The organism is Methanosarcina vacuolata Z-761 (genome assembly GCF_000969905.1).
GTDB lineage: Archaea > Halobacteriota > Methanosarcinia > Methanosarcinales > Methanosarcinaceae > Methanosarcina > Methanosarcina vacuolata.
This window is the reverse complement of record NZ_CP009520.1, coordinates 3,438,053-3,459,705: the sequence shown is the minus strand read 5'-3', so window position 1 is coordinate 3,459,705 and position 21,653 is coordinate 3,438,053. Positions and strand designations below refer to the sequence as shown.

Genomic DNA, 21,653 nt, shown 5'->3' with positions numbered 1-21,653 from the left:
TTTCAACCACGGAAAACACGGAAAGCACGGAAGAAACACGCCTTTACTACTGATCTCCGTGTCTTCCGTGCTTTCCGTGGTTTTCAAAAAATTCATTTCTGACATACTTTGGAATCGATGCACTAGATGTAGTCACCCTGTACTTGTTGCAACAAAAAACTTCATTATACCTCATTGGGCAGTTGCATTATTTAGCCTTGTGACTATATGCAGAAAAACTTTAACCTCTGGCTGGTTATTATAACGGACATATTATCAATGGTGTAAAGCATTGTGATGTAAGCATTATAATATTATTTTTTGGTATGCCATTACATCTAGCAGTTGTCCAAATTTCTCTCCTACTTCTTTATAATGCGCACATTTGCTAAAGCCGTTTCTTACAAATAAATTAATACTCTTAGAATTTTCTCCGCATATTGTCGCAATAAGTACGTGAATATTTTGCTTTTTTGCAACATCTTCAATGAACTTAACAGCCTGGCTGCCTATACCTTTACCGATGTAATCCGGCTTTAAGTATACAGTTACTTCAGCAGTTCCATCGTATGCTTCACGCTTTTTGTACTGAGTCAATATTACATATCCATTAATTTTATCAGCAGATTTTATGACAAAAGTTTTATATTTCGGATTTTCAAAGAATACCAATTCTCGCATTTCATCTTTTGAGAAAGCATGCGCGTGAAAGGTTACATTTGTGTTGAGAACATAGTGAGTATAAATTTCCAAAACATCATTCAGATGTTCTTCCTTTATTTCATCAAAAATAACTTTACACATTTTGATCTGCCTTTAAAAACTTAATTTTCTTGTATTAAAAAGTCATTCAATTAGATTGAATTATTTTAAAGGTTTCCTGATGGCCGTTATTATTCCAAGTATATAGGTCAATCTAACCTAATACTGAATATCAACTATTATACTAACACTATTCGTGGAATTTAAAATTTGAGATAAGCACGAGGAAGTACCTGCAGTTTTTCCTTATTCTTATGAAATTTACAAGAAAGCAGACATGAGTATGCGAATTATTTAGAAAAATCTCAATTCATTATTGATGGTCAACCAGCTTATCAGAACATCTCTTTTATTCAGGAGAGGGTAAAAGCGTAGAATTCAAGTATAGGCACACAATTTGTCCTTACTGCAGGATCATACTAATAATATAATCAATAACGGATCAACGCGTGGCAAAATTAGAAATGGCTAAAGTGAGTGGCATTCCATAATTTTAAACCAATAAATAACAAAATTTGGATATGAAATGACCCCTATACTCAAAATTTGCTTCTTTGGATTTAGTATTTTAGTGACTACTCAAATTCTTCTAATGAAAGCAGTTCTAACAATCCCGTTGATTAAGGTTAAAAACAGTTTTAGGGATCAGTTTGTTTTCTGGGTCTTTATTGATTTCAGCCACTGAATTCTGAAAAAAGTCCTCAATTTTTACGATCCCATATAAAAATCTCAGCATTCTTTATGCAGGCTACTTATCCGTAAATCATTATTGAATCGAGTCTTACAGTACCTATTTTTGTCCAGTAACTGCAAGTATTACAATACTGAGTTTCACCATCGGAGTGCAATTTCAGTTTTGAATGGCATTTTGGACATATTTTGAGATGTTTCATGAACAAAACCACTTTCTTCTTCTATTTTCTTCTATTTCTTCTTTTCACTTTTCCCTATGGAAGTCTATTTCCTCCTTATACTATAAATATTTTACTAGAAAACGGGCCATAAATTGAACAGAAGTCCTATACAGTCTAAAGATTATATTTCGCGGTTATAAAAAGAACAAATGAGTTCAATATAAAATACGATCAACAACTCCTATCATTTTCAGCCCGACATAGAGCATTATAACTATAAATAAATACTTCAAATGCTCGGGATTCATAAGATGAGCAATTTTAGCTCCGTTTTTTGCTGCAAGAAACGATGGAAATGCAAGTAAAATCCAATTTAGAAGATTTACGTATCCAACAGAATAAGGAGGAAGTCCGTCCTTTCCCCAGCCATTGATTATGTACCCAATAGATCCACTAAAAGAGGTAAAGATTATTACTGCAGCTGATGTCCCTATGGCTTTTCGCATATCTAAATGAAGAAAAATCAACATGATTGGAATTCCAATAACTCCTCCCCCAAGTCCTAAAAGACCGGAAAAAAAGCCTATGAGAATGCCTGAAAAAATATAAGGAAATGGATTAGAGCTGGTATATTTCTTTTCTACAACAGCAGGAGTAAAATAAGTCCTTATTGCACCAATTAAAACTACAATTCCGAAAATTCTGCTAAGGGTGGAAGCCGGTAAGTAAGAAGCCACGCCTGCTCCCACAAAACTGAAGATTGATCCGAAAACCCCTATTATTGTTGCCTGTTTCCAGAGTACTGCATTCTTTTGATGGTAAATGTGAGCAACATTTATAGCATTTATCAGAACTACAAAAAGAGTTGTCCCAAAAGCTACTCTTATTGCAATGTCATGCTGAAGCCCGGTCTCCTGCAGAAGCCAGTACTGAACAGGAGACATGATAAAGCCTCCACCAATACCAAGCATACCCGAGACAATACCAGTAAAAAATCCTGTAAGAATTAGGATACCAAGATAAAGGGGGTCTGTAGGAGTCATTTCCAGTCAAGTAGAATTTATTTCTAATTACCTGAGGTCCTGTACTTTTTTTCCAATAAAAGAAGAAACACGTCCTTTTCCTCTTTTGAGCATGCATTTGCCTATGAGTTAATCAAAGTATCTGCTCAAAAATTTTGATGTTTGAGAAGCTGAGTGCTCTGCTGTTAATTATTTCAGTCCGCCTGGACTACTTACTTTTTCTCACATTATCCTTTTTGGCTTAAGTTTTTTAATTACCATGATATCAATCTTACTTATTTATTTTCGTATTTACTTTCTTTTCCGGAAGCCCATATACTGCAGGACTTTTAATTACATCTCCATTTGCATTATAGCGGGAGCCGCGACATGGACAGTCCCATGTCTTTTCTGCATTATTCCCGGAAACAATACATCTCATGTGCCTGTAGAAAGGATCAGGTGTATGGAGTGTCCCTGTCTCATTTCTTTATGCTGCAACCTTTTCACCTTCGATTTTGACAATTGCACCTTCTCCAGGCAAAATCTGCGAAACTTTTTCATAAACAGGTACAGTATTTTTTAACATTTATTAAAATTTTGGAGATTCACTTAAAAAGTTCCACCAAAAAAGGGTTCCAACAAAAAAGGGTTCCAACAAAAAATAGTACCACCAAAAAAGGTAAACATTACGGTGATAAAAAAGAAAAACACCACTGTGAATTCCCTTAAGTAGGAAACACAGGCTAAATTTTAAGCTCGATAACTTTATAGAGCTTCTGTAAATGGAAAACTTAAACTGGAGATCAGGGAATAAAGTGGATCCCTGAAAGGCCTGAGACTTTTCTGACTATCTTTGAATATGGTCAAATCTCCAGTGAAGAGTTAAAGATATCTTAGTATCAACTCAGGCAGGCGCTTCCTTGTTCATGATATAAGCAACCATTTCGGGATTGATTTTGCTTTCCCTTGAAACTTTTGCTTCTATATCTTCATTGGATTTGCCTTCGATTTTCATTTCTTTTATTCTTTCAATAACCGAGGACGGAACGGTATAGTATTCATTAATGTCCTTCCTGTGACCCCAGACATCACCTTCGATAAGCTGGATTTTTTGCATTTCAAGAAACATCTCTATGGACTTTGAGATCGTGCCCATGTAGGATTTTGGTAACTGAACTACCTCAATCTTAGGGCAGGTTTCAACCAGTCCAAATACATCCTTGTTCGAAGGCCTGAAAGCTAGGTGAACAATGCGTTCATTAGGATTCAATGTAAAGATTTCTTCTCTTGAACTAACTATTCTGATTTTCATGTTTTTCCCCCACTATGAAATTTTTATGTTTTTAATTAATAGAAACTACTTTCACTGACTATAAATGTTTATCTTACAGTGTAGTTATTTTTCATACAGTCTTCTGTTTCTCTTGATTCCGTAATTTCCTTCAATTAAACGAATGAATGAACCAACTGAAAGAATTGTTGTGATTTAAAGACTGGAATTAGCCAGCTGAGATAATTGTTAGATTAAAACTGATGTTAGTTCATGAAAAGGTAATGAAATAATATGTATTTCAGAATATTTAAGAAAATATTAGTAAATATACATGAATAAATAGGAAAAATTATATATTATTTCAATCTTACAGACTTAAGTTATTATATATGGTTAACAGCTTAATACGTATACCTTTCTAAATAAAATACTGTAGCTTAGATAATAGTCAAATTAATTTGAAAATAGAATCTAATCGAGTTAGTTCAAAAATTGAATTCTCTGAGTATTAATCTCTTGATAATTAATTAAATTCTGGATAACTAGTTATTTGATAATCAGCTAAACAAAAGAACAGACTAAGAAATTTCATCAATACTAGAGAACTTTATCGGGGTTTTGTCTTGCGGGATACAAAAAAAGTTATGTTGGTGATATTAGCAGTATTACTTTCACTTCAAGCTATTACTTGCAATGCTTCTGCTAAAACTATTTATGTAGAGTCTGGAAACTCAATTCAAAAAGCAATAGATAGTTCTAATTCCGGAGATACAATAATTGTAAACCCGGGAACATACAGTGGAGATATTGAAATCTCAACTGCGAATATAACCGTAATGTCAAGCAGTCCATATAAAGCAATAATTAAAGCTGAAAACAATGCCTTCAATATTTATGAAAAGAATGTTACAATAAAAGACTTTGACATAAGAGGCCCAGGGAGATCTTCAGGTATTTGTTTTTCGTTTGGCCGCAATGAAGGTACAAACGGTGCTTTTTACTGTACGGTTCAAGATAACAAGATATATAACTTTAATATGGCGGCAGATGTTGGTTTTTATATGTACAGCGGAAGCGAGTATATTCTCAATAATGAGATTTACAACTGCGAAACGGGAGTATACGCCTTTGATCTCATGTTTCAAGACATGACAGTTAGTGGAAATAAAATTACAGGCTGTGACAATGGACTATATCTTGTTGATGCTCCATGTACCGTTACTAATAATAATTTTAACAATACAGTGAATGTAAATATCTCTGATGGAACCGAAAACATCTTCAACACTACGAAAACAAGTGGTGTAAACATTGTAGGCGGCTCTTATCTGGGTGGTAACTGCTGGGCAACCCCTTCAGGCGACGGTTTCTCACAGACCCATTCCGATAAAAACAGGGATGGTTTTGCAGATGAACCTTATAAATTGGAAGGTTCTAATTATGTTGATTATCTACCTCTTATACCGTTGAACGCCTCTTTTATTGTTTTTTCGGAACCTCCTGCCCAGGAAGAGTAACTTTGAAAACGTAGTTGCTAACAAAAAAGTGAAAAATATTAATATGAACATGCAAATTGAAATCAAATTAGAATATTAAGTTTAGGTAAGAGGATCACGTATTAAAAGCAAATACAGTAGATCCTTCTTACCCATAAGGGCTTTTCTCAACGATATTTGTACTTAAAGCAAAATTTGCGATTATATCTTGCCTTATTTGGAATGAAAATGTGCCATCTGCAAGCATTTTCATCTCTTTGTGCATGTTATTCAAAGAATATCATGTTCGTTTTTTGAATAATTATTTTTTACCAACTAAAATTGGTGTCATTTATGTGTCTTTTTATTTAGAATCTTTTTTTTCAGTTTCTCCTTTCATATTAAGAAAATTAACCTCATGAGGTCATGTTTTAATAGTATGACTCTATCAGGGAACATGATCTATGAACTAATAAATTATTACAATCATAAAAAGCAATTAGCAAGCAGGAGTAAAAAGGAAGTGACGGTATGACGGAAAGACCGGTTGAAAGTGTACTTATCGAGATCCCGAAAGGAAGCCGAAACAAATATGAATACGATAAAGAAAAAAAAGTAATTAAATACGACAGAATGCTTTTTTCTTCAATGGTATATCCCTCGGACTATGGTTTTTTCCCAGACACCCTGGCCCTTGACGGTGATCCTTTAGATGCCATGGTTTTAACCTGGGAACCTACATTTCCGGGATGTATAATAGAGGTACATCTTGTGGCACTTTTTGACATGGAAGATGATAAAGGAAGAGATCAAAAAATACTCTGTGTTCCAAAGAATGACCCTATGTGGAATTATATTGAGACCGTTGAGCAGGTTCCACCTCATCTATTTAAGGAGATTACTAACTTTTTCCAAACTTATAAGAATTTAGAAGAAAAACGCGTGAAGGTTATCGGTTGGAAAGACCTCGAAACAGCAGTCGCTGTACTTCAGGAAGCTAAAGATCGATATCTCGAACAAAAGAAATAAAAACAAACTAAATAAGAACAAAAGAAATAAAATCATCAGTGAGGGCTTAAGCTCTATAATTTGTCCAGCTAAGCGACCCTTAAAAATCTATTACTTTTATAGTCTTGCCTATGCCCGGAGACAGATTATTCTCATTGAGCGTTGTAAAGTCCCACTCACTGATTCAACTCCCTCATATCTTCTGTCTTTTTGACCACTCTATCCGTCGATCATGAGCCATTTTCAACAGAAAGTCTTCTGCGACTTCAGAGGAACTAGAGTATTCATGCCAGAGCCACCCACCTGGCTGCTCCGGAACCACAATTATTCCTTTTTTATCCGCAACGCCCTGAAGGATTATATTTGCGGCTTCTTCAGCTGGAATTGCGTCCTCAGGGACTTTAATCTCTTCATGAACTGGGCCCATTATGGGCTTTTTCCATATCCGTGAAACGACCGCTGCAGGACATGTAACTGAGAAATGAATGCCTTCTTCAGCAAATTCGTACCGCATACTTTCACTCATCCCAACAACTGCGTACTTGGTAGCGCAATAAAGAGCCTGGAATGGAAAAGGTATAATTCCTGCAAGGGAAGCCGTGTTAACAATATGCCCTCCACCCTGAAGACGCATAACTGGCAACGCGGCATTAATGCCGTATATAACACTCCAGAGATTAACATCAATAATGGATCGCCAGTGTTCAAGCGTAGCGTCAACAGTCGGCATCGTACCTCCAATACCCGCATTATTAAATAGAAAGTCAATTCTACCTTCCGCAGCAATGGTGTCCTGAATAGCTTTATCCACCTCAGGCTGTTTTGTCACATCAACAAGCAGAATTCGAATCTGTCCGGCATATGCATCAAGATTCTTAGCCGCGGATTCCAGGCTTTCCTCATTCCGACCAGCCATGAAGACTATTGCTCTTTTCTCCAACAGTGCTTCACTTATAGCATAACCGATTCCAGAATTTGCACCGGTTACCAGGCAACACTTATCCTTGAAGTAATCTTCAACCCCCATTTTCACTTCCCCTTTTCCTTTTCACAGCTTGTATTTTTGACTAATTTTCCTGTATATCCAGATGGAAGAACCAGTAAGGATTTACTTTCCGGTTAAATATACCATTGTATTATCGATAAGATTTTTGTCGATCTTTTCAGGCATAAACACAGTGTCTCAAATTTGCTGTAATTTGAAGTCAAGTTTTTGCGTACTATGGAGAAAATTAATCTTTCAATATGTGATTTTCTACCCAATAACTTCTTGAGATTTATGATTTTATAGAAAAATTGGCACACTGCCAGGATAAAAATAAGATTTCTGCCAGGATAAAAATAAGATTTCTGCCAGGATAAAATAAGATTTTCTTGAAATACAAACTTCTCTCATGCATTTTCCAGTAGAGTTACAACTGGCGAAGTATTGCCATACGGGCTACAAAATAGGCGACCGGCCCGGTATAAATCAGCTTGAACAATGCCAGTTTCTCAGCAGAAAGCTCTTTAATGCCAAATAGAGAGGAAATCAAGATAGTTAAAATCATCATAATCAATACCGTGAAAATGAACAGTACAGTACCCAGCAGTAATCCTCGCCTGGGTAACCGTGACAGTACTGGTCCCGGATGGGGCAGATTTTCATTTTTGAAACTGCCGGCGTGAAGCTGGCGATTAATATCAGCTGCGGAGAAAACCGTCACAAGCCACGTCATCACGATTGAGGTGATTATTGTATCAATTATAATCCCGGAGAAAGCAACGCTGTCCACACTCCTGTTGATGTAAAATGCCAGAAGAGGATTTATCACCATGTTAATCAGGGCAGCCACAAGAGCCTGTTTATGAATATATGAATCAATTGAGCTCAGGTTTACCATATCTCCTCTCCACTACCAAAATAAGCAGTGAACCTTTTGAAGATTCTTAATTTATGGCAATCATTTCCCCCCATTCATGCAAAGCGGATTAAGCATCAAAACCTGTCTCAAAGCATGTCTGTAAAATGATAAATATCCCTCAAAATTCCCCAATAAAACGACAGACTGCAGTCTTTCTGTTACTTACTGTGAAACTCTTTTTGACCCTTTATTGCTGCATATCTGGAGATCGATTATTCCTAATAATATATAACTAATATTAGATATATGCCTAATATTAGATAATAATCTCAACTTAAAATAAACACTATAACGTATCATATGCCTGTCAGATTAGATTACATATATTATGCATATTATTATATTATAATCTCAGAATTATAATCTGAATACCTGGGGGGTTTGACTATGTTTCGGTTTGAAGAAAATAAATGTTACAGGATGCCAGCTCATTTTGGCGGTTTTGACTGCCCTGGTCCTGAAGCTGCACTGTATTACAGGGATGCAGTTTCTATAACTTTTGCATATACCACGGATGAAAACCAGCTGGAAAACTACGTGCCCGAGGGTTTTGAGCTGTTACGTCCTGAACTGAACATTTCCTACAGTTAATTCAGAGAGATCGACTGGATGGCAGGAGGAGGATATAATTTAGTTCAGGTCAGTGTTCCAGCTCGTTTCAACGGTAAGCGTGACCAGGTGGAAGGACAATTTATTCTGGTGGTCTGGGAAAATAAAACCTGGCCGATTCTTGGGGGAAGAGAGGAAACGGGTATACCAAAAATTTATGCTGACATAGAGGACCTGCACATCATTCAACCTAACTACTATACAAGTGCAAGTTATGAAGGAAACACATTTCTCCGCCTGGAAATGCTAGGGGTAAAGCCTGTGGAAGGGCAAATGTTATCGAAAATGCAGGCTTCTGCAGCCACGATCAATGCCCTTGGATGGCGCTATATTCCCAAAGTTGGAAGTCCTGGAGCAGACTTAAGCCAGCCCATTCTATATCCCCAGGGGGCCGAGATCCATAGCGCCTGGACAGGTAGCGGTACTATCAAATGGACTCCACTGAGCTGGGAACAGAACCCTGGCCAGTGGCATATAATAAAGGCGCTGGCAGAGCTTCCCATGTTTGAAATAGCTACGGTCATCATGTCGAAAGGTATTGTCGTTTTGAAACCGAATAAAGGGCTTGTTCTCGAATAACTGAAAATATGCCTGTCACATACCTGTCGCGATTTTGCAGGTTTTTTCATAAATTTTTGCAGGATTACTTGGAGATAAGCACATTTTATAGGTATGCCAGCATTGGAAGTTCCTGTGAAATATATAAAGAACCTTTTTTAATTAAAACATTAAGTTTTAAGGGCTTTGATAAGTATTCATTCATTACATTAAGGTTCTTTAAGATTTTAAAGTTATAATAAAGCTTCTTTTTTAAATTAAATCTCTTTAAACCCTCAATTTTTGAAAGTAACTTTATATTTTTGCCAGCTCATTTAGTGACTGTCAGCAGATCAATAGTCTGAAGACAACCGAAAATACGTAAAAAATGGAACAATAAAAAATCCAGTCAAGAAACACCACTACAAAACCAGTCAAGAAAAACCACTAAAAACTAGGCAAGAAAACCACTAAAAACTAGGCAAGAAACCACTATAAAACCAGGCAAGAAAACCACTAAAAACTAGGCAAGAAAAACCACGGCTCTTCGTCATTTCCTGTGGATAAGACGATTTTCCATTCGATACCTCATTGGTTTTTATGAAGACATTATGAGGATATCCACACAAAATAACGAAGAGCCAAAACCCACTATAAAACCAGGCAAGAAAACCACTAAAAACCAGGCAAGAAAACCACTAAAAACCAGGCAAGAAACCCTCTATAAAACCAGGCAAGAAAACCAGTAAAAGCCAGACAATAGAACAATTCACCACAAGGTAAGTATCTCGAAAAACAAAACCAACGAAAAAAATAGAGATTGAAGTCAATAACGGAAGTATACTATGAAAGTAAAAACAAAAGTGTTAAACTCAATTTACCGTTTTACAGCGGTAATGATAGTATTATGCATCCTTCCTGTAGGAGCTTTTGCTTCAGAAAACAAATCTGCATTTACTCCTGGAGAGAACATAACTGATGAAAATTTTACTGTTGTCCAGGCGGAAATGCTTGATTCCATTAGTGAACAAATTTCTGAACTTCAGAGCTTCTATACTAATGTAAGCGAAGCTTCCAGTGCATCTGACCTTCAGGAAGTCTTATCAAATCAGAAATTTGCGGGTATGCCTAATGGAATGAATATGGGACCTGGTGGAATGCCCGGATTATTTGACTTCGCCGAGGTTGAGAACGTAACTGATGATAATTACACTGAGGTTCAGGCTGAAATGGTTAATGTCCTTGGAAATATGACTGAAACACTTAACGGTCAGCTGGATAATACGACTGATGAAAATATGACTGCGATGCTCAGCGAACAGGTAACTGATCTTGAAAATCTATCCAGCGAAATAAGTTCAGCTTCCAGTGCAGAAGAACTGCAAAACGTTGTATTCACCTATTTGCAAACTCAGGCTACTGACTCACTCAAAATGGAAATCGAACACCTTGAAGAGATGGCAAGTGAGAGCGGGAACACAACTGATGAGAATATGAGTGAGGGCCTTAGCAGCAGGATCACAGAACTCAATGGCCTAATGGAAGATATCAGCGGAGCAGAGTCCCTCGAAGACCTTCAGGAAATCATATCTTCTGCTCAGGGAATGCCCGGAATGGGAGCTGGAAGCCCGATGCATCACTAAGGCAACTTCCCAATGAACCCCGAATGGATGCTTGAAAACAGTGCTGAGAACAGTATTGAAGCTTAAACTTAGACATAGTTGACAGACTGATTAAAAAGTGAGATGAAATTGATAAAAATAGGAGACCGAAAATTAAAAAGGAGATGATATGAAGCATCAGATGATATGAAGCATCTCTACCACTCCTCTTTCAAAGCAACTTACAATAGATCCCAAAAAAATAAAGGAGACGATATGAAGCATCTCTACCATTCCTCTTTCAAAACAACCTACAATAAATCCCAAAAAATCAAGGAGATGATATAAAATATCTCGAATACCATCTTAAATAACCAATGATAAATCCCAGAAAATTACACCTAAATTTTGCAGTATTGTTGAATACTAAATTATACCTCCGTGATAAGGTTCAGCCAAATATCTGAGTAATATTTAAGAAAGTCTATTGAAAAACGTAATGGCTGAACCCCTCCATCGCTGAAAGTTTTGTGATAACTTCTAAGCCTTTTTTATATTAACATGAAAATGCTGCCATCTGCAAGCATTTTCATTGGTTGTGCATGTTATTCAAAGAATATCATGTTTGTTTTTAATAACAGACAATTACAAAATGTGATAATTTTTGTGTAAGCCTAAGGTTCCTGCGGACTTCTTGGCAGATTATTCCTTCAGTCAGGTTACCTTGATAACGAAATATGCCTGACGAAGTTATTATTTGAGCCTATCCCAAAAGCAATATTATGTTGAAATTATAAATTTACCTTTATGTCATTTCGTGAAATCGATGATGTTCTATGGGAATCCATGGAACCTTATCTTCCTCCACAGAAACCGCCTACAGGAAGGCCACGTGCAAATCTGAGGAAGTTAATGAACGGTATTTTGTACGTTGTTATGACAGGTTGTACGTGGAAAGACGTTCCCAGGAAATATGGATCTAAGTCAACAGTACATAGATTCCATCTATATCTGTGTGAACATGGCATATATCAGAAGATTTTCAATGAACTTTTAAACAAAGGTTACGATTTGAATAAAATAGATCTTTCTCACTGCTTTACTGATACAAAGGATGTTCCGGCTAAAAAAGGGGGGATATCGGCTACGATGGCCACAAAAAAATAAAAGGAATAAAAATAAGCGTTTTAGTAGATTTGCAAGGTTTACCTCTCTCGATTATTATTGTTCCTGCAAATAAGAATGATTCTACACTTTATATACCTACACTTAAAAATTTCAATATAAAGAGACCTGTAGGAAGGCCTGTTAACAGGCCTTCCAAAGTAACAGCTGATGCAATGTATGATACAGCTAAAATTAGAAAATATAACAGGAGAAGAGGAATAAAGTCCAATATACCAGTAAATAAAAGAAATAGGAAGAAAAAGAAGAGAGGAAGACCAATAAAAGTAGATCAAGAAGAATACAAAAAGAAAAGCATAGTAGAAAGGTTCTTTAGCTGGATAGAGTCATGCAAGAAAGTATTTCCAAGATATGAAATTAAAGAGACATCATATTTAGGAGTTGTAATGGTAGCAGCAATAATTAGAGTAAATGAGCTTTTGGGATAGGCTCTTTATATAAATAAAGACAGGCAATTAATTATAAGATTACGTTTATATAAATAAATCTTTATATTACTAATAGAATCATAGAAATTATTCCTGCAAAAAGAATTTCGAGCATTTTTGAGCCAGGTAAATACACTAAATAAAGCAATAATGTTGAGAGAAACTTTTGACTTTACACCCGATTATCAAAGAATAATATGAGTAACAGCAGCAGAATTTCTGGTATTGATATTATTGGGAATGTACCGTGGGGAGTACATTTTTGTCAGTTCTACAGGACAAAAGAAGATTTAATGGACATACTTGTCCCCTATTTCAAAGCAGGACTTGAAGATAATGAGTATTGCTTATGGGTCATATCGAAACCTGTAAATGAAGAATGCGCAAAAAAAGCTTTGAAAGTGGCCATTCCCAATATTGACGTTTATTTAAAGAATGGGCAAGTCGAAATTGTTCCCTATACTTACTGGCATGTAGAAACGGATTTTTTAGATCCACAAACAGTATTAAACTGCTTGACTGAAAAAACTGGTAAGGCTCTCGCCAGTGGATACGATGGTTTGAGGTATAGTGGAAACAATTTTTCGGGTCACGAAAAATTACTGGATTCTGTAGTAGGCAAGTACCAAATGATAGCTCTTTGCACCTATCCAATTGACAGGTACAATGCATTTGAAATTCTGGACATTATTGCAAATCACCAGTTTGCTTTGACTAAAAAAGAAGGCAAATGGGAGCAGATAGGATGCTCCTGTCATAAAAATAATAAGGAATGCGAGCAGGTTGAGAAAGCACTGAGTGTAAGTGAAGAGCGGTTTCGTACTCTGGTAACGGCCAGCTCAGAAATGGTATACCGGGTGAGCCCGGACTGGAGCGAGATGCGTTATCTCTATGGCCGAGGGTTTCTTGTCAATACGGAAAGCCCAAATCGTAACTGGCTTCAGGAATATGTTCCTCCGGAAGATCAGATGAATGTGATGGCCGTTATCAATGAAGCTATCCTGACAAAGAGCACTTACGAACTGGAACACAGGGTCCGTCTAGCAGACGGCAGTTTAGGATGGATTTTTTCGCGTGCGGTTCCTATGCTGGATACGAATGGCGAAATTGTTGAATGGTTTGGTACCGCCAGTGACATCACAGAGCGCAAAAAAGTGGAAGCAAAACTGAAAGACACGCTCGACAATTTGGATAAACTTGTTAAAGAACGTACAGTAGAACTTCAACATGCTTATGATTCTTTGAAAAAGAGTGAAAAAAGTCTTGCGGAAGCTCAAGAAATAGCTCACCTTGGAAACTGGGAAATGGACTTTGAAAGCAATGAATTTCGTTGGTCTGACGAAATGTACCGTATTTTTGGACTTAATCCACAAGAACTAAAAGTAAATTACGATATCTTCTTAAGTTACGTGCATCCGGATGATCAAGATTGTATGGATAATGCCGCTAAAGATGCATTAAACGGAAAGCCTGCTGATATTAATTTCAGGATAATTCTAGCAAATGGAGAAGAACGCATAGTTCATGCGAAATCTGAAGTTGTTTTCGATGAGAAAAACAGTCCTGTGAGGGTCAGAGGGACAACTCAAGATATAACAGAGCATAAAAAGGCAGAAGAGGCTCTTGCAAAGGTAGAACAAATCCGCATAAAGGAAATTCATCACAGGATTAAGAATAATCTGCAGGTAATTTCATCCTTGCTCGACCTTCAATCAGAAACATTCTTTAACCGTAAAATTTGTAAAACTCAGGAAGTTGTTGAGGCTTTTAGAGAAAGTCAGGATCGTGTAGCTTCAATGGCTCTTATTCACGAAGAGCTGTATAAAGGCGATAATATCGATACCCTTGACTTTGCAGCTTATTTAAATAAATTAACTGAAGACCTTTTTAATTCATATAATCTCGGAAATAAAAGTATCAGGTTGAAGTTGAACCTTGATCAGATATATCTTGGCATGGATACTGCGATCCCTCTTGGAATTATTGTAAATGAGCTGGTTACAAATTCTTTTAAACATGCTTTCCCTGCAGGAAGGAAAGGAGAAATCCAGGTAAATCTTCGCAGAAATGAAACTTCTATTGCCCAGAGTGAGATGTCCGGTCTAGATGAAGGTTGCAAAGATAGCTTCAGTTACATATTAGAAATATCGGATAATGGAAAAGGAATTCCAGAAGAGATAGACACTAAGGGTTCAAATTCCCTTGGGCTCCAGCTAGTACACATTCTTGTTGAGCAAATAGACGGTTGTTTAGAAATTAAAAGTGGTAAAGGTACGCAATTCACTATATGGTTTAACAATATCGGGATATGAAGCCACACTTTCCACTTAACGAAGACAGTTATTTAATAGCCAGCAACTTTTTGCTTGTAGGGTTGGTATTCTCATCATCAACTGTCCAATTAAAAGATTAATGATAATAAACAGTATCTATAAAACTACCTGGCCCATCAGACTTTTAGGCTCCTTCAACTCTCTCCAGTCACTTTTTAGTAATTTTTCGTGAATCTCTTTATTGAAATTCGGCGAGCCACTTTTAATTTTTATAACATTTCTGTCCTCAAGTATTTTCCATTACAGATAAACTTGTTTTGGTTTCTTTGCCTCCTAATTTTTCTGGTCGACGAAGCCAACTTTTCTTATAACTATAAATTTAAATTTATACATATATGAATTAAAAGAAAAACTTTAATTATAATATACAAAACTTGATTAATGAAATTAAATTTCTGAGTTTAAAAAATAGAGATGGGAAATAATGAATAAAAAGAAGACTATGTTTAAGATAAGTTTAGTTTCAATAGCTTTAATCTTGCTTTTAGTTTCATCTATAGCATTGGCAGCTACTGAAAATGATACCGGAAACTCCACCATAAAAGATAATTACACATTGTCTACAGAGTCGGTAACTACTGAGAAAAGCGTTTCACCCATGATCACTGAAACCCGAATAACCACCAGTAGGCATGCACAATATCCTAAGATCTACAATAACAGGATAGTGTGGGAAGATGGGCGCAATGGAAATTGGAGTATCTACATGTATGATATCTCCACTAAAAAGGAAACTCATATATCTACAAACGAATCAAGTCAGCGTTTTCCTGCAATCTACGGGAATAAGATCGTGTGGGAAGACGATAGCCACATGCTTCCCTATTGGGACTTATCCGATATACATATGTACGATCTCTCTACAAAAAAGGAAACTCAGATTCCCCCCAATTTTGAAGGAATGGTGGCTGAGGTCGCACCTGTAATCTACAGTGACAAAATTGTGTGGCAAGATCTTTACGATGAGGATTCGGGTGTTTCTGTGTATGATCTTTCTACTAAAGAGGAATCTGTCATCACCACCGATGCATACTCTCCTGATATCTACGGTAACAGGATAGTATATTATGCCTATCGCAATGAAAACTCCGCCCCTGACATTTACATGTATGATCTTTCCACTAAAAAGGAAACTCGGATAACCACCAGTGGATCGGCGGGAAAACCTGCGATATATGGTAACAGAATAGTATGGGCAGATGAACGTAGCGGAAACGCTGATATCTATATGTATGATCTTTCTACTAAAAAGGAAACTCAGATAACTAGCAGTCCAGATTGGCAGAGATCTCCTGCTATCTATGAAAATAGGATAGTGTGGGAGGATGATGGTGGTGATGATGATGGTTGGGAAAATCATGGCATCTACATGTACGATATTTCCACTAACCAGAAAATGAAAATTAGCGCCAAAGGATCAGCATACCAGCCTGCTATTTACGGTAACAAGATAGTATGGCAATATGGGGAGGGATATAGTGAAAACAGCGACATTTACATGGCTACTATTGAAGTATCACAACCAAAACGACCTGTTGCTGTATTCTCTGCGAAACCTACGTCTGGAAAAGTCCCACTGAAGGTTCAGTTTACTGATAAAAGTAGCAATAGTCCAACTTCATGGAAATGGACTTTTGGAGACGGAAAAACTTCAACAGTTAAAAATCCTGTACACACATATAGTAAAGCAGGAAAATACACTGTCAGCTTAACAGTAAAGAATGCTGCAGGAAGCAGTACGAAAACAATAAAGAACTATATTGTTGTAAACGCGCTGAAAGCTCCGGTTGCTGCTTTTTCTGCAAAACCGACCTCCGGAAAAGCCCCACTTAAGGTGCAGTTTACTGATAAAAGTAGCAATAGTCCAACTTCATGGAAATGGAGCTTTGGAGATAAAACGTATTCAACATCCCAGAACCCTTCACATACCTACAGTAAAGCCGGAAAATATACTGTCAGTTTGACGGTAAAGAATGCAAAAGGAAGTAACACTAAAACAATATCTGGATATATCGTAGTAGCCAAAAAATGAGCAGCTTAAATAAGAAACAGTAAAAGAGGGCAAATCTAAAAAGGAGTGGAGGGTTCTTAAGTTACTCTGTTTAGGAATACAGTAACCATGTGTAACTTCAGGTATACACGAACCGTGTGTAACTGTGAACATACAAGTTTCTGAGTAAAAAATTACGGACCATACTTTGAGAAGTATAAAATATTTCTCAAATATTTCTCCAGAATAGCAATGTTTATTTTAATTTAGAGCAGATTTACTTTCATGGGTATACCGGGGAGAACACACCTTAGGGGAGCTAATCTTATAGGAGCTAAACTTCAAGGAGCGGACTTTCAAGAAGCTGACCTTGTAAAAACTAACCTTGAAGGGGCTGACCTTCGAGGGGCTAACCTTAAAAAAGCAGATCTTCGAGGGTCCAACCTTTCAGATACTCACCTTCTTGAAGGTAAGGGAGCTAATCTTCAAGGGGCTAATCTTCAAGAAGCTAATCTACAGGGAGCCAGCCTTGTAAAAACTAATCTTGAACAGGCTAACCTTGAAAGAGCTAATCTTCAACTGGCTAACCTTCATCTGGCTAATCTTAAAGGAGCTAACCTTAAAAAGGCTAACTTGCAAGTGGCTAATCTTGAGGGAGCTAATCTACAGGGAGCTATCCTTGAAGAGGCTGACCTGTATGGAGCTGGCCTTCAAGAGGCAAACCTTCAAGAAGCCAACCTTAGAGGCGCTAACCTCTATGGAGCAGACCTTCACAAAGCTCATCTTATGAGAGCTGATCTTGAGAAAGCTAACCTTGAAGGGGCTAACCTTACTGGAGTTCATGATTTATCCATTGAGCAAGCTTCTAAAGTAAAAACACTTTATAACGCAAAATTAGACGAGGAGATCCTGATTCCATTAAGAGAAAAATATCCTGCCCTGTTTAAAGGGCCTGAAGAATGATCAGACATTCTGTCTAAATTTCTCCATATTTAAATTTCCGTATTTTTCTTTGGACTGAGTTTTTTTAAAGGTTTCTACTAATTCTAGCTAGTAAGAGTCTGTATTTTCATCTGTATTTTCTATCTAATTCTAAGCTATTGATGTTCTTTTTAGTGTTATATTGTGTTGTAAACAATGAAATATCACTGTTTTTTTCCTATCTTTTTTCCCTGTCTTTTTTTCCCGTCTTTTTTTCCCGTCTTTTTTTTCCCGTCTTTTTTTTCCCGTCTTTTTTTCCCGTCTTTTTTTCCCGTCTTTTTTTTCCCGTCTTTTTTTTCCTGTCTCTTTTTTCCAGTCTCTTTTTTCCTGTCTTTTTTTCCCGTCTTTTTTTTCCAGTCTCCGGATAGCTCTTCGATTCAGCAACTTTTTTGATAACTTCTGAGTTTGCACAGGTATATTTTTAGGAAAGATTCCAATTAATACTGGATTTTCTGTTGCTCTGGTTGGTTGCCATAAAGTCTAAGAAATTGGTCACTGCGACCCAGGAGGTGAATTGACATAGCCAACGATTTGACGATGGTGCTTGTCCTCTGTTTATATTATCTTATATTGGTCAATGCTCAAAAAGAGAATTAAGTTGAAGATTTGAATGGAAATCTGTGGAAAGGCAGTTTCCGGGCTTCAATCAATTTTTTGCCTGCGATTGGTCTCTTATACTGATTTTTCTTAATGATATTTTTCTCTTTGTCTACCCTCTCTTCTCTCTGTTTCTCCATACTTTATATAGATTGTATATACTATACTACTTTCTTTCATATTTTTTATTTATATGTACTTCTCTATATTCTACCAGGCGAATCTTTATATATTTTTCATTTATTGTGCATTATGCTGAAAACAACTTAGACAAATGTAAATTTAAATTATTTAATAATGGAGTATCTGTACACATGGCAAATAAGTTAAAAAAGTATACAATTCTTTTGCTATTGATCATCGGGCTTGTGTTCCTGGGAATTGGGTGTACCGGAACTAAAAATAACGAAGGATCTTCTGCAGAAAACGTTACTGGTGCGGAATCTGGAAGCATTTTCTTGAAGGGTTCGGATACGGTTTTGCCTCTTGCACAGGCTGAATCTGAAGAATTCATGGCTGAAAACTCTGGAAAAAGCGTAACAGTAACTGGAGGCGGGTCCGGTGTAGGGATTGCTGCGCTCATTGATGGTGAAGTAAATATTGCTTCGGCATCCAGAGAAATGACTGATGACGAAATTAAATCTGCTGAAGCAAAAGGAATCAATCCTGTTAAAACTACTATTGCTTATGACGGTATTACTGTAATTGTAAACCCTTCTAATTCTGTTTCTAACCTTACCTTTGACCAGCTACGTGGTATCTATAACGGAAGCATTAGCAACTGGAAAGACGTTGGCGGAGCAGATGCGCAAATTGCTGTAATTTCACGAGACAGCAGTTCCGGAACCTATAAAGACTTCCAGAAAGACGTTTTGCAAGGCGATGAATACCGACCTGATGCTCTTACTCAGCCTGCTACTGGAGGCATAGTTACTGAGGTATCTCAGAATACCAATGCGATAGGCTATATTGGTTTTGCATACCTTGACAGCAGTGTAAAGGCATTAAGCCTGGACAAAGGTAATGGATCTGTAGCTCCAACTGCCGAAGCTATACTTAATGGCTCATATCCTCTTTCAAGGTCTCTCTACTTCTACACCAATGGGGAACCCTCGGGCTTAACAAAGGAATTCACCGATTTTGTGTTGAGCGAGAATGGGCAGAGCATTGTGAGCACTGTCGGGTATATTCCACTAAAGAAGTAAAACAACTTCTAAAAAACGACTTCTAAAATAAATTATATACTTATCTAAGGGGTAAAATGCTAAGCAGAAATTATAAGGAAAAAACAATCGAATGGATACTGTTTTCAGTCAGTGTCCTTACGGTTGTAATTATCTTCCTTATATGCCTTTTTTTATTTAGAGACGGTTTACTTCTTTTTAAAGATACGTCTCTTATGGATTTTCTTACAGGAAAGTTCTGGTATCCAACGTCTATAAACATGCAGTTTGGGTTATTACCTCTATTTTTCGGATCTCTCATTGTTACTGTCGGAGCTATTCTTTTTGCTGTGCCTCTGGGAATTGCTACTGCTATATATATTTCTGAAATTGCTAATCCAAAGGTTGCAGATTTCCTGAAGCCATTTATTGAAATTCTTGCAGGAATTCCTTCTGTTGTATTTGGATTCTTTGGACTTGTTGTACTGGTTCCACTTATACAGAAGAGCTTTAACCTGCCAACTGGCCAAACTGCTCTTACAGGTTCTATTATGCTGGGAATCATGGCACTTCCTACGATTATCACTATTTCAGAGGATGCCATAAGTTCTGTTCCCAGTACTCTCGAACAGGGTTCTCTAGCTCTTGGAGCTACAAAATGGCAGACAATATATAAAGTCATAGTTCCTGCGGCACTATCGGGAATCTCAGCGGCGGTAATGCTGGGCATAGGAAGAGCTATAGGGGAGACTATGACCCTTATGATGGTTACTGGAAATACTGCGGTTATTCCTTCTTTTTCAGGAGGCTTTTTTGCTTCGGTAAGGACAATGACTGCCACAGTTGCGCTTGAAATGGGAGAGGTCCCTCAGGGAAGTACACATTTCCATGCTCTCTTTGCGGTCGGGTCTGTACTTTTCATCATAACTTTCCTGATTAACCTGATTGCGGATTCAATCAAAAAAAGGTACAGATTCAAGGTGGATTGAGCATGGAGCTAAACGCAGAAGTAAAAGAAACCGATAGTAAAGTGGCCAGGATTCAAGGAGGACTAAGTATGAGATTAAACGCAAAGAACAGTGAAAAAATCGCCTTTGCGCTGCTTGGCCTCTCAGCATTGACAGTAATGGGGTTTGTGCTAGTCATTCTTGGTTATATTATTTACAATGGGTATAGTGCAATCAACATTGAGTTCCTTACTGAAATGCCCAGACTTATGATGACTCAAGGCGGAATCTATCCAGCAATTGTAGGTACCTTATACCTCATCATAGGCTCCATGAGCGTGGCCCTTCCCGTGGGAGTTATGGCTGCTATATACCTTAATGAGTATGCAGGAGAAACCCGCACAACCTGGTTAATTGAAATGGCAATCAACAACCTTGCAGGAACTCCTTCTGTGGTCTTTGGGCTTTTCGGACTGGCACTATTTGTTAAATATTTTGGTTTTGGTCCTTCCCTACTTTCGTCTTCCCTTACACTTTCACTCCTGATCATTCCAGTGATTATCCGTTCCACTGAAGAGGCATTGATTGCGGTTCCTAAGGAATACCGGGAATCATCCCTTGCACTTGGGGTCAGTAAATGGCAGACAATCAGACATGCGGTACTGCCGGCTGCTATTCCTGGAATCATTACAGGTTCTATCCTGAGTATCGGAAGGGTTGCAGGGGAAACGGCTCCAATTCTTTTTACTGGTGTGGCTTACTTCTTGCCCAGGCTGCCCGATTCGATCTATTCGCAGTTTATGGCGCTCCCTTACCACCTTTTCGTGCTTGCAACGGCAGGGACAAATATTGCAAAAACCAGGCCTATTCAATATGGGACAGCTCTGGTTCTGTTACTTCTCGTCCTGTGTTTGAATCTTATAGCTGTTCTGATTCGCAGGCACTACAAAAACAAATTGAAAATTTAACTAGAGTTTTGTTACTAGTAATCTATCAGGATTTATATGATAATGAGGTTCCTAA

The 21,653-nt window shown here is 37.4% G+C and carries 20 protein-coding genes and 1 pseudogene; 14 read left to right on the top strand and 7 right to left on the bottom strand.

Annotation, left to right across the window (positions count from 1 at the left end):
• Window positions 1–285: 285 nt before the first annotated feature.
• The 4 genes and pseudogenes from MSVAZ_RS14225 to MSVAZ_RS14215 form a co-directional block, all read right to left on the bottom strand.
• Window positions 286–783 (bottom strand): GNAT family N-acetyltransferase, encoded by a 498-nt coding sequence (locus tag MSVAZ_RS14225; RefSeq protein WP_048122006.1) that lies wholly within the window; start codon window positions 781–783, stop codon window positions 286–288.
• Between the two features lie 1,027 nt (window positions 784–1,810).
• Window positions 1,811–2,638: a sulfite exporter TauE/SafE family protein gene (locus MSVAZ_RS14220; protein ID WP_048122005.1), complete on the bottom strand. Its 828-nt coding sequence runs from the start codon at window positions 2,636–2,638 to the stop codon at window positions 1,811–1,813.
• Between the two features lie 250 nt (window positions 2,639–2,888).
• A pseudogene (locus MSVAZ_RS21355) lies at window positions 2,889–3,065 on the bottom strand (Rieske 2Fe-2S domain-containing protein); the annotation flags it as partial.
• Window positions 3,066–3,503: 438 nt separating this feature from the next.
• Window positions 3,504–3,911 carry a DUF1699 family protein gene (locus MSVAZ_RS14215; RefSeq protein ID WP_048122002.1) on the bottom strand — a complete coding sequence of 136 codons (408 nt, stop codon included), beginning with the start codon at window positions 3,909–3,911 and terminating at the stop codon, window positions 3,504–3,506.
• A gap of 584 nt (window positions 3,912–4,495) precedes the next feature.
• On the opposite strand from MSVAZ_RS14215, the gene MSVAZ_RS14210 reads away from it, so the two are divergent.
• Together MSVAZ_RS14210 and MSVAZ_RS14205 are read left to right on the top strand one after the other, a co-directional pair.
• Entirely contained in the window at window positions 4,496–5,389 is an 894-nt protein-coding gene (locus MSVAZ_RS14210; protein WP_048122000.1) for a NosD domain-containing protein, read from the top strand.
• A 489-nt stretch (window positions 5,390–5,878) separates the two neighbouring features.
• Window positions 5,879–6,376 carry an inorganic diphosphatase gene (locus tag MSVAZ_RS14205; protein ID WP_048121997.1) on the top strand — a complete coding sequence of 166 codons (498 nt, stop codon included), beginning with the start codon at window positions 5,879–5,881 and terminating at the stop codon, window positions 6,374–6,376.
• A 172-nt stretch (window positions 6,377–6,548) separates the two neighbouring features.
• Here the strand turns inward: MSVAZ_RS14205 and MSVAZ_RS14200 are convergent, their stop codons facing one another.
• Both MSVAZ_RS14200 and MSVAZ_RS14195 read right to left on the bottom strand, forming a co-directional pair.
• Complete coding sequence (locus MSVAZ_RS14200; RefSeq protein ID WP_048121995.1) at window positions 6,549–7,382, bottom strand: SDR family NAD(P)-dependent oxidoreductase; 834 nt, start codon at window positions 7,380–7,382, stop codon at window positions 6,549–6,551.
• A gap of 385 nt (window positions 7,383–7,767) precedes the next feature.
• Window positions 7,768–8,238, bottom strand: coding sequence for a hypothetical protein (locus tag MSVAZ_RS14195; RefSeq protein ID WP_048121993.1), 471 nt, complete (start codon window positions 8,236–8,238; stop codon window positions 7,768–7,770).
• A gap of 408 nt (window positions 8,239–8,646) precedes the next feature.
• On the opposite strand from MSVAZ_RS14195, the gene MSVAZ_RS20920 reads away from it, so the two are divergent.
• The 9 genes from MSVAZ_RS20920 to MSVAZ_RS14160 all read left to right on the top strand — a co-directional run bounded on the left by MSVAZ_RS20920 (window position 8,647) and on the right by MSVAZ_RS14160 (window position 17,905).
• Window positions 8,647–8,850 carry a hypothetical protein gene (locus MSVAZ_RS20920; RefSeq protein WP_198146749.1) on the top strand — a complete coding sequence of 68 codons (204 nt, stop codon included), beginning with the start codon at window positions 8,647–8,649 and terminating at the stop codon, window positions 8,848–8,850.
• A gap of 18 nt (window positions 8,851–8,868) precedes the next feature.
• Window positions 8,869–9,447 carry an acetoacetate decarboxylase family protein gene (locus MSVAZ_RS14190; RefSeq protein ID WP_198146748.1) on the top strand — a complete coding sequence of 193 codons (579 nt, stop codon included), beginning with the start codon at window positions 8,869–8,871 and terminating at the stop codon, window positions 9,445–9,447.
• Between the two features lie 569 nt (window positions 9,448–10,016).
• Window positions 10,017–10,154: a hypothetical protein gene (locus MSVAZ_RS20520; RefSeq protein WP_157206098.1), complete on the top strand. Its 138-nt coding sequence runs from the start codon at window positions 10,017–10,019 to the stop codon at window positions 10,152–10,154.
• A 147-nt stretch (window positions 10,155–10,301) separates the two neighbouring features.
• On the top strand, window positions 10,302–11,048 hold the full coding sequence (locus tag MSVAZ_RS14185) for a hypothetical protein (RefSeq protein ID WP_231592257.1): 747 nt from the start codon (window positions 10,302–10,304) through the stop codon (window positions 11,046–11,048).
• A gap of 765 nt (window positions 11,049–11,813) precedes the next feature.
• On the top strand, window positions 11,814–12,173 hold the full coding sequence (locus MSVAZ_RS14180) for a transposase (protein ID WP_048119490.1): 360 nt from the start codon (window positions 11,814–11,816) through the stop codon (window positions 12,171–12,173).
• Window positions 12,174–12,202: 29 nt separating this feature from the next.
• Entirely contained in the window at window positions 12,203–12,619 is a 417-nt protein-coding gene (locus MSVAZ_RS14175) for a transposase (protein ID WP_232316102.1), read from the top strand.
• Between the two features lie 197 nt (window positions 12,620–12,816).
• Window positions 12,817–14,931, top strand: a complete 2,115-nt coding sequence (locus MSVAZ_RS14170) for a PAS domain-containing protein (protein ID WP_052727993.1) — start codon at window positions 12,817–12,819, stop codon at window positions 14,929–14,931.
• Window positions 14,932–15,454: 523 nt separating this feature from the next.
• On the top strand, window positions 15,455–16,984 hold the full coding sequence (locus MSVAZ_RS14165; protein WP_232316109.1) for a PKD domain-containing protein: 1,530 nt from the start codon (window positions 15,455–15,457) through the stop codon (window positions 16,982–16,984).
• A gap of 243 nt (window positions 16,985–17,227) precedes the next feature.
• Window positions 17,228–17,905 carry a pentapeptide repeat-containing protein gene (locus tag MSVAZ_RS14160; RefSeq protein WP_052727991.1) on the top strand — a complete coding sequence of 226 codons (678 nt, stop codon included), beginning with the start codon at window positions 17,228–17,230 and terminating at the stop codon, window positions 17,903–17,905.
• Window positions 17,906–18,516: 611 nt separating this feature from the next.
• Here MSVAZ_RS14160 and MSVAZ_RS20515 read toward each other — a convergent pair.
• Window positions 18,517–18,660, bottom strand: a complete 144-nt coding sequence (locus MSVAZ_RS20515; protein WP_156151105.1) for a hypothetical protein — start codon at window positions 18,658–18,660, stop codon at window positions 18,517–18,519.
• Window positions 18,661–18,834: 174 nt separating this feature from the next.
• Between MSVAZ_RS20515 and MSVAZ_RS14150 the strand changes: the two genes are divergently transcribed.
• From MSVAZ_RS14150 to pstA, 3 genes are all read left to right on the top strand, one after another.
• Window positions 18,835–19,725: a phosphate ABC transporter substrate-binding protein gene (locus tag MSVAZ_RS14150; RefSeq protein ID WP_048121988.1), complete on the top strand. Its 891-nt coding sequence runs from the start codon at window positions 18,835–18,837 to the stop codon at window positions 19,723–19,725.
• Between the two features lie 56 nt (window positions 19,726–19,781).
• Window positions 19,782–20,672, top strand: a complete 891-nt coding sequence (pstC, locus tag MSVAZ_RS14145) for a phosphate ABC transporter permease subunit PstC (RefSeq protein ID WP_048121986.1) — start codon at window positions 19,782–19,784, stop codon at window positions 20,670–20,672.
• A 68-nt stretch (window positions 20,673–20,740) separates the two neighbouring features.
• Window positions 20,741–21,598: a phosphate ABC transporter permease PstA gene (pstA, locus tag MSVAZ_RS14140; RefSeq protein WP_048124104.1), complete on the top strand. Its 858-nt coding sequence runs from the start codon at window positions 20,741–20,743 to the stop codon at window positions 21,596–21,598.
• Window positions 21,599–21,653 lie beyond the last annotated feature (55 nt).

Bases quoted from the DNA above. Each gene is read 5' to 3' on its own strand.
- MSVAZ_RS14150 (WP_048121988.1), top strand. From the start codon at position 18,835: ATGGCAAATAAGTTAAAAAAGTATACAATTCTTTTGCTATTGATCATC.
- MSVAZ_RS14185 (WP_231592257.1), top strand. From the start codon at position 10,302: ATGATAGTATTATGCATCCTTCCTGTAGGAGCTTTTGCTTCAGAAAAC.
- MSVAZ_RS14190 (WP_198146748.1), top strand. From the start codon at position 8,869: ATGGCAGGAGGAGGATATAATTTAGTTCAGGTCAGTGTTCCAGCTCGT.
- MSVAZ_RS20920 (WP_198146749.1), top strand. From the start codon at position 8,647: ATGTTTCGGTTTGAAGAAAATAAATGTTACAGGATGCCAGCTCATTTT.
- MSVAZ_RS14205 (WP_048121997.1), top strand. From the start codon at position 5,879: ATGACGGAAAGACCGGTTGAAAGTGTACTTATCGAGATCCCGAAAGGA.
- pstA (WP_048124104.1), top strand. From the start codon at position 20,741: ATGAGATTAAACGCAAAGAACAGTGAAAAAATCGCCTTTGCGCTGCTT.
- MSVAZ_RS14180 (WP_048119490.1), top strand. From the start codon at position 11,814: ATGTCATTTCGTGAAATCGATGATGTTCTATGGGAATCCATGGAACCT.
- MSVAZ_RS14170 (WP_052727993.1), top strand. From the start codon at position 12,817: ATGAGTAACAGCAGCAGAATTTCTGGTATTGATATTATTGGGAATGTA.
- MSVAZ_RS20515 (WP_156151105.1), bottom strand. From the start codon at position 18,660: ATGGAGAAACAGAGAGAAGAGAGGGTAGACAAAGAGAAAAATATCATT.
- MSVAZ_RS14225 (WP_048122006.1), bottom strand. From the start codon at position 783: ATGTGTAAAGTTATTTTTGATGAAATAAAGGAAGAACATCTGAATGAT.
- pstC (WP_048121986.1), top strand. From the start codon at position 19,782: ATGCTAAGCAGAAATTATAAGGAAAAAACAATCGAATGGATACTGTTT.
- MSVAZ_RS14160 (WP_052727991.1), top strand. From the start codon at position 17,228: ATGGGTATACCGGGGAGAACACACCTTAGGGGAGCTAATCTTATAGGA.
- MSVAZ_RS14195 (WP_048121993.1), bottom strand. From the start codon at position 8,238: ATGGTAAACCTGAGCTCAATTGATTCATATATTCATAAACAGGCTCTT.
- MSVAZ_RS14215 (WP_048122002.1), bottom strand. From the start codon at position 3,911: ATGAAAATCAGAATAGTTAGTTCAAGAGAAGAAATCTTTACATTGAAT.
- MSVAZ_RS14220 (WP_048122005.1), bottom strand. From the start codon at position 2,638: ATGACTCCTACAGACCCCCTTTATCTTGGTATCCTAATTCTTACAGGA.
- MSVAZ_RS20520 (WP_157206098.1), top strand. From the start codon at position 10,017: ATGAGGATATCCACACAAAATAACGAAGAGCCAAAACCCACTATAAAA.
- MSVAZ_RS14200 (WP_048121995.1), bottom strand. From the start codon at position 7,382: ATGGGGGTTGAAGATTACTTCAAGGATAAGTGTTGCCTGGTAACCGGT.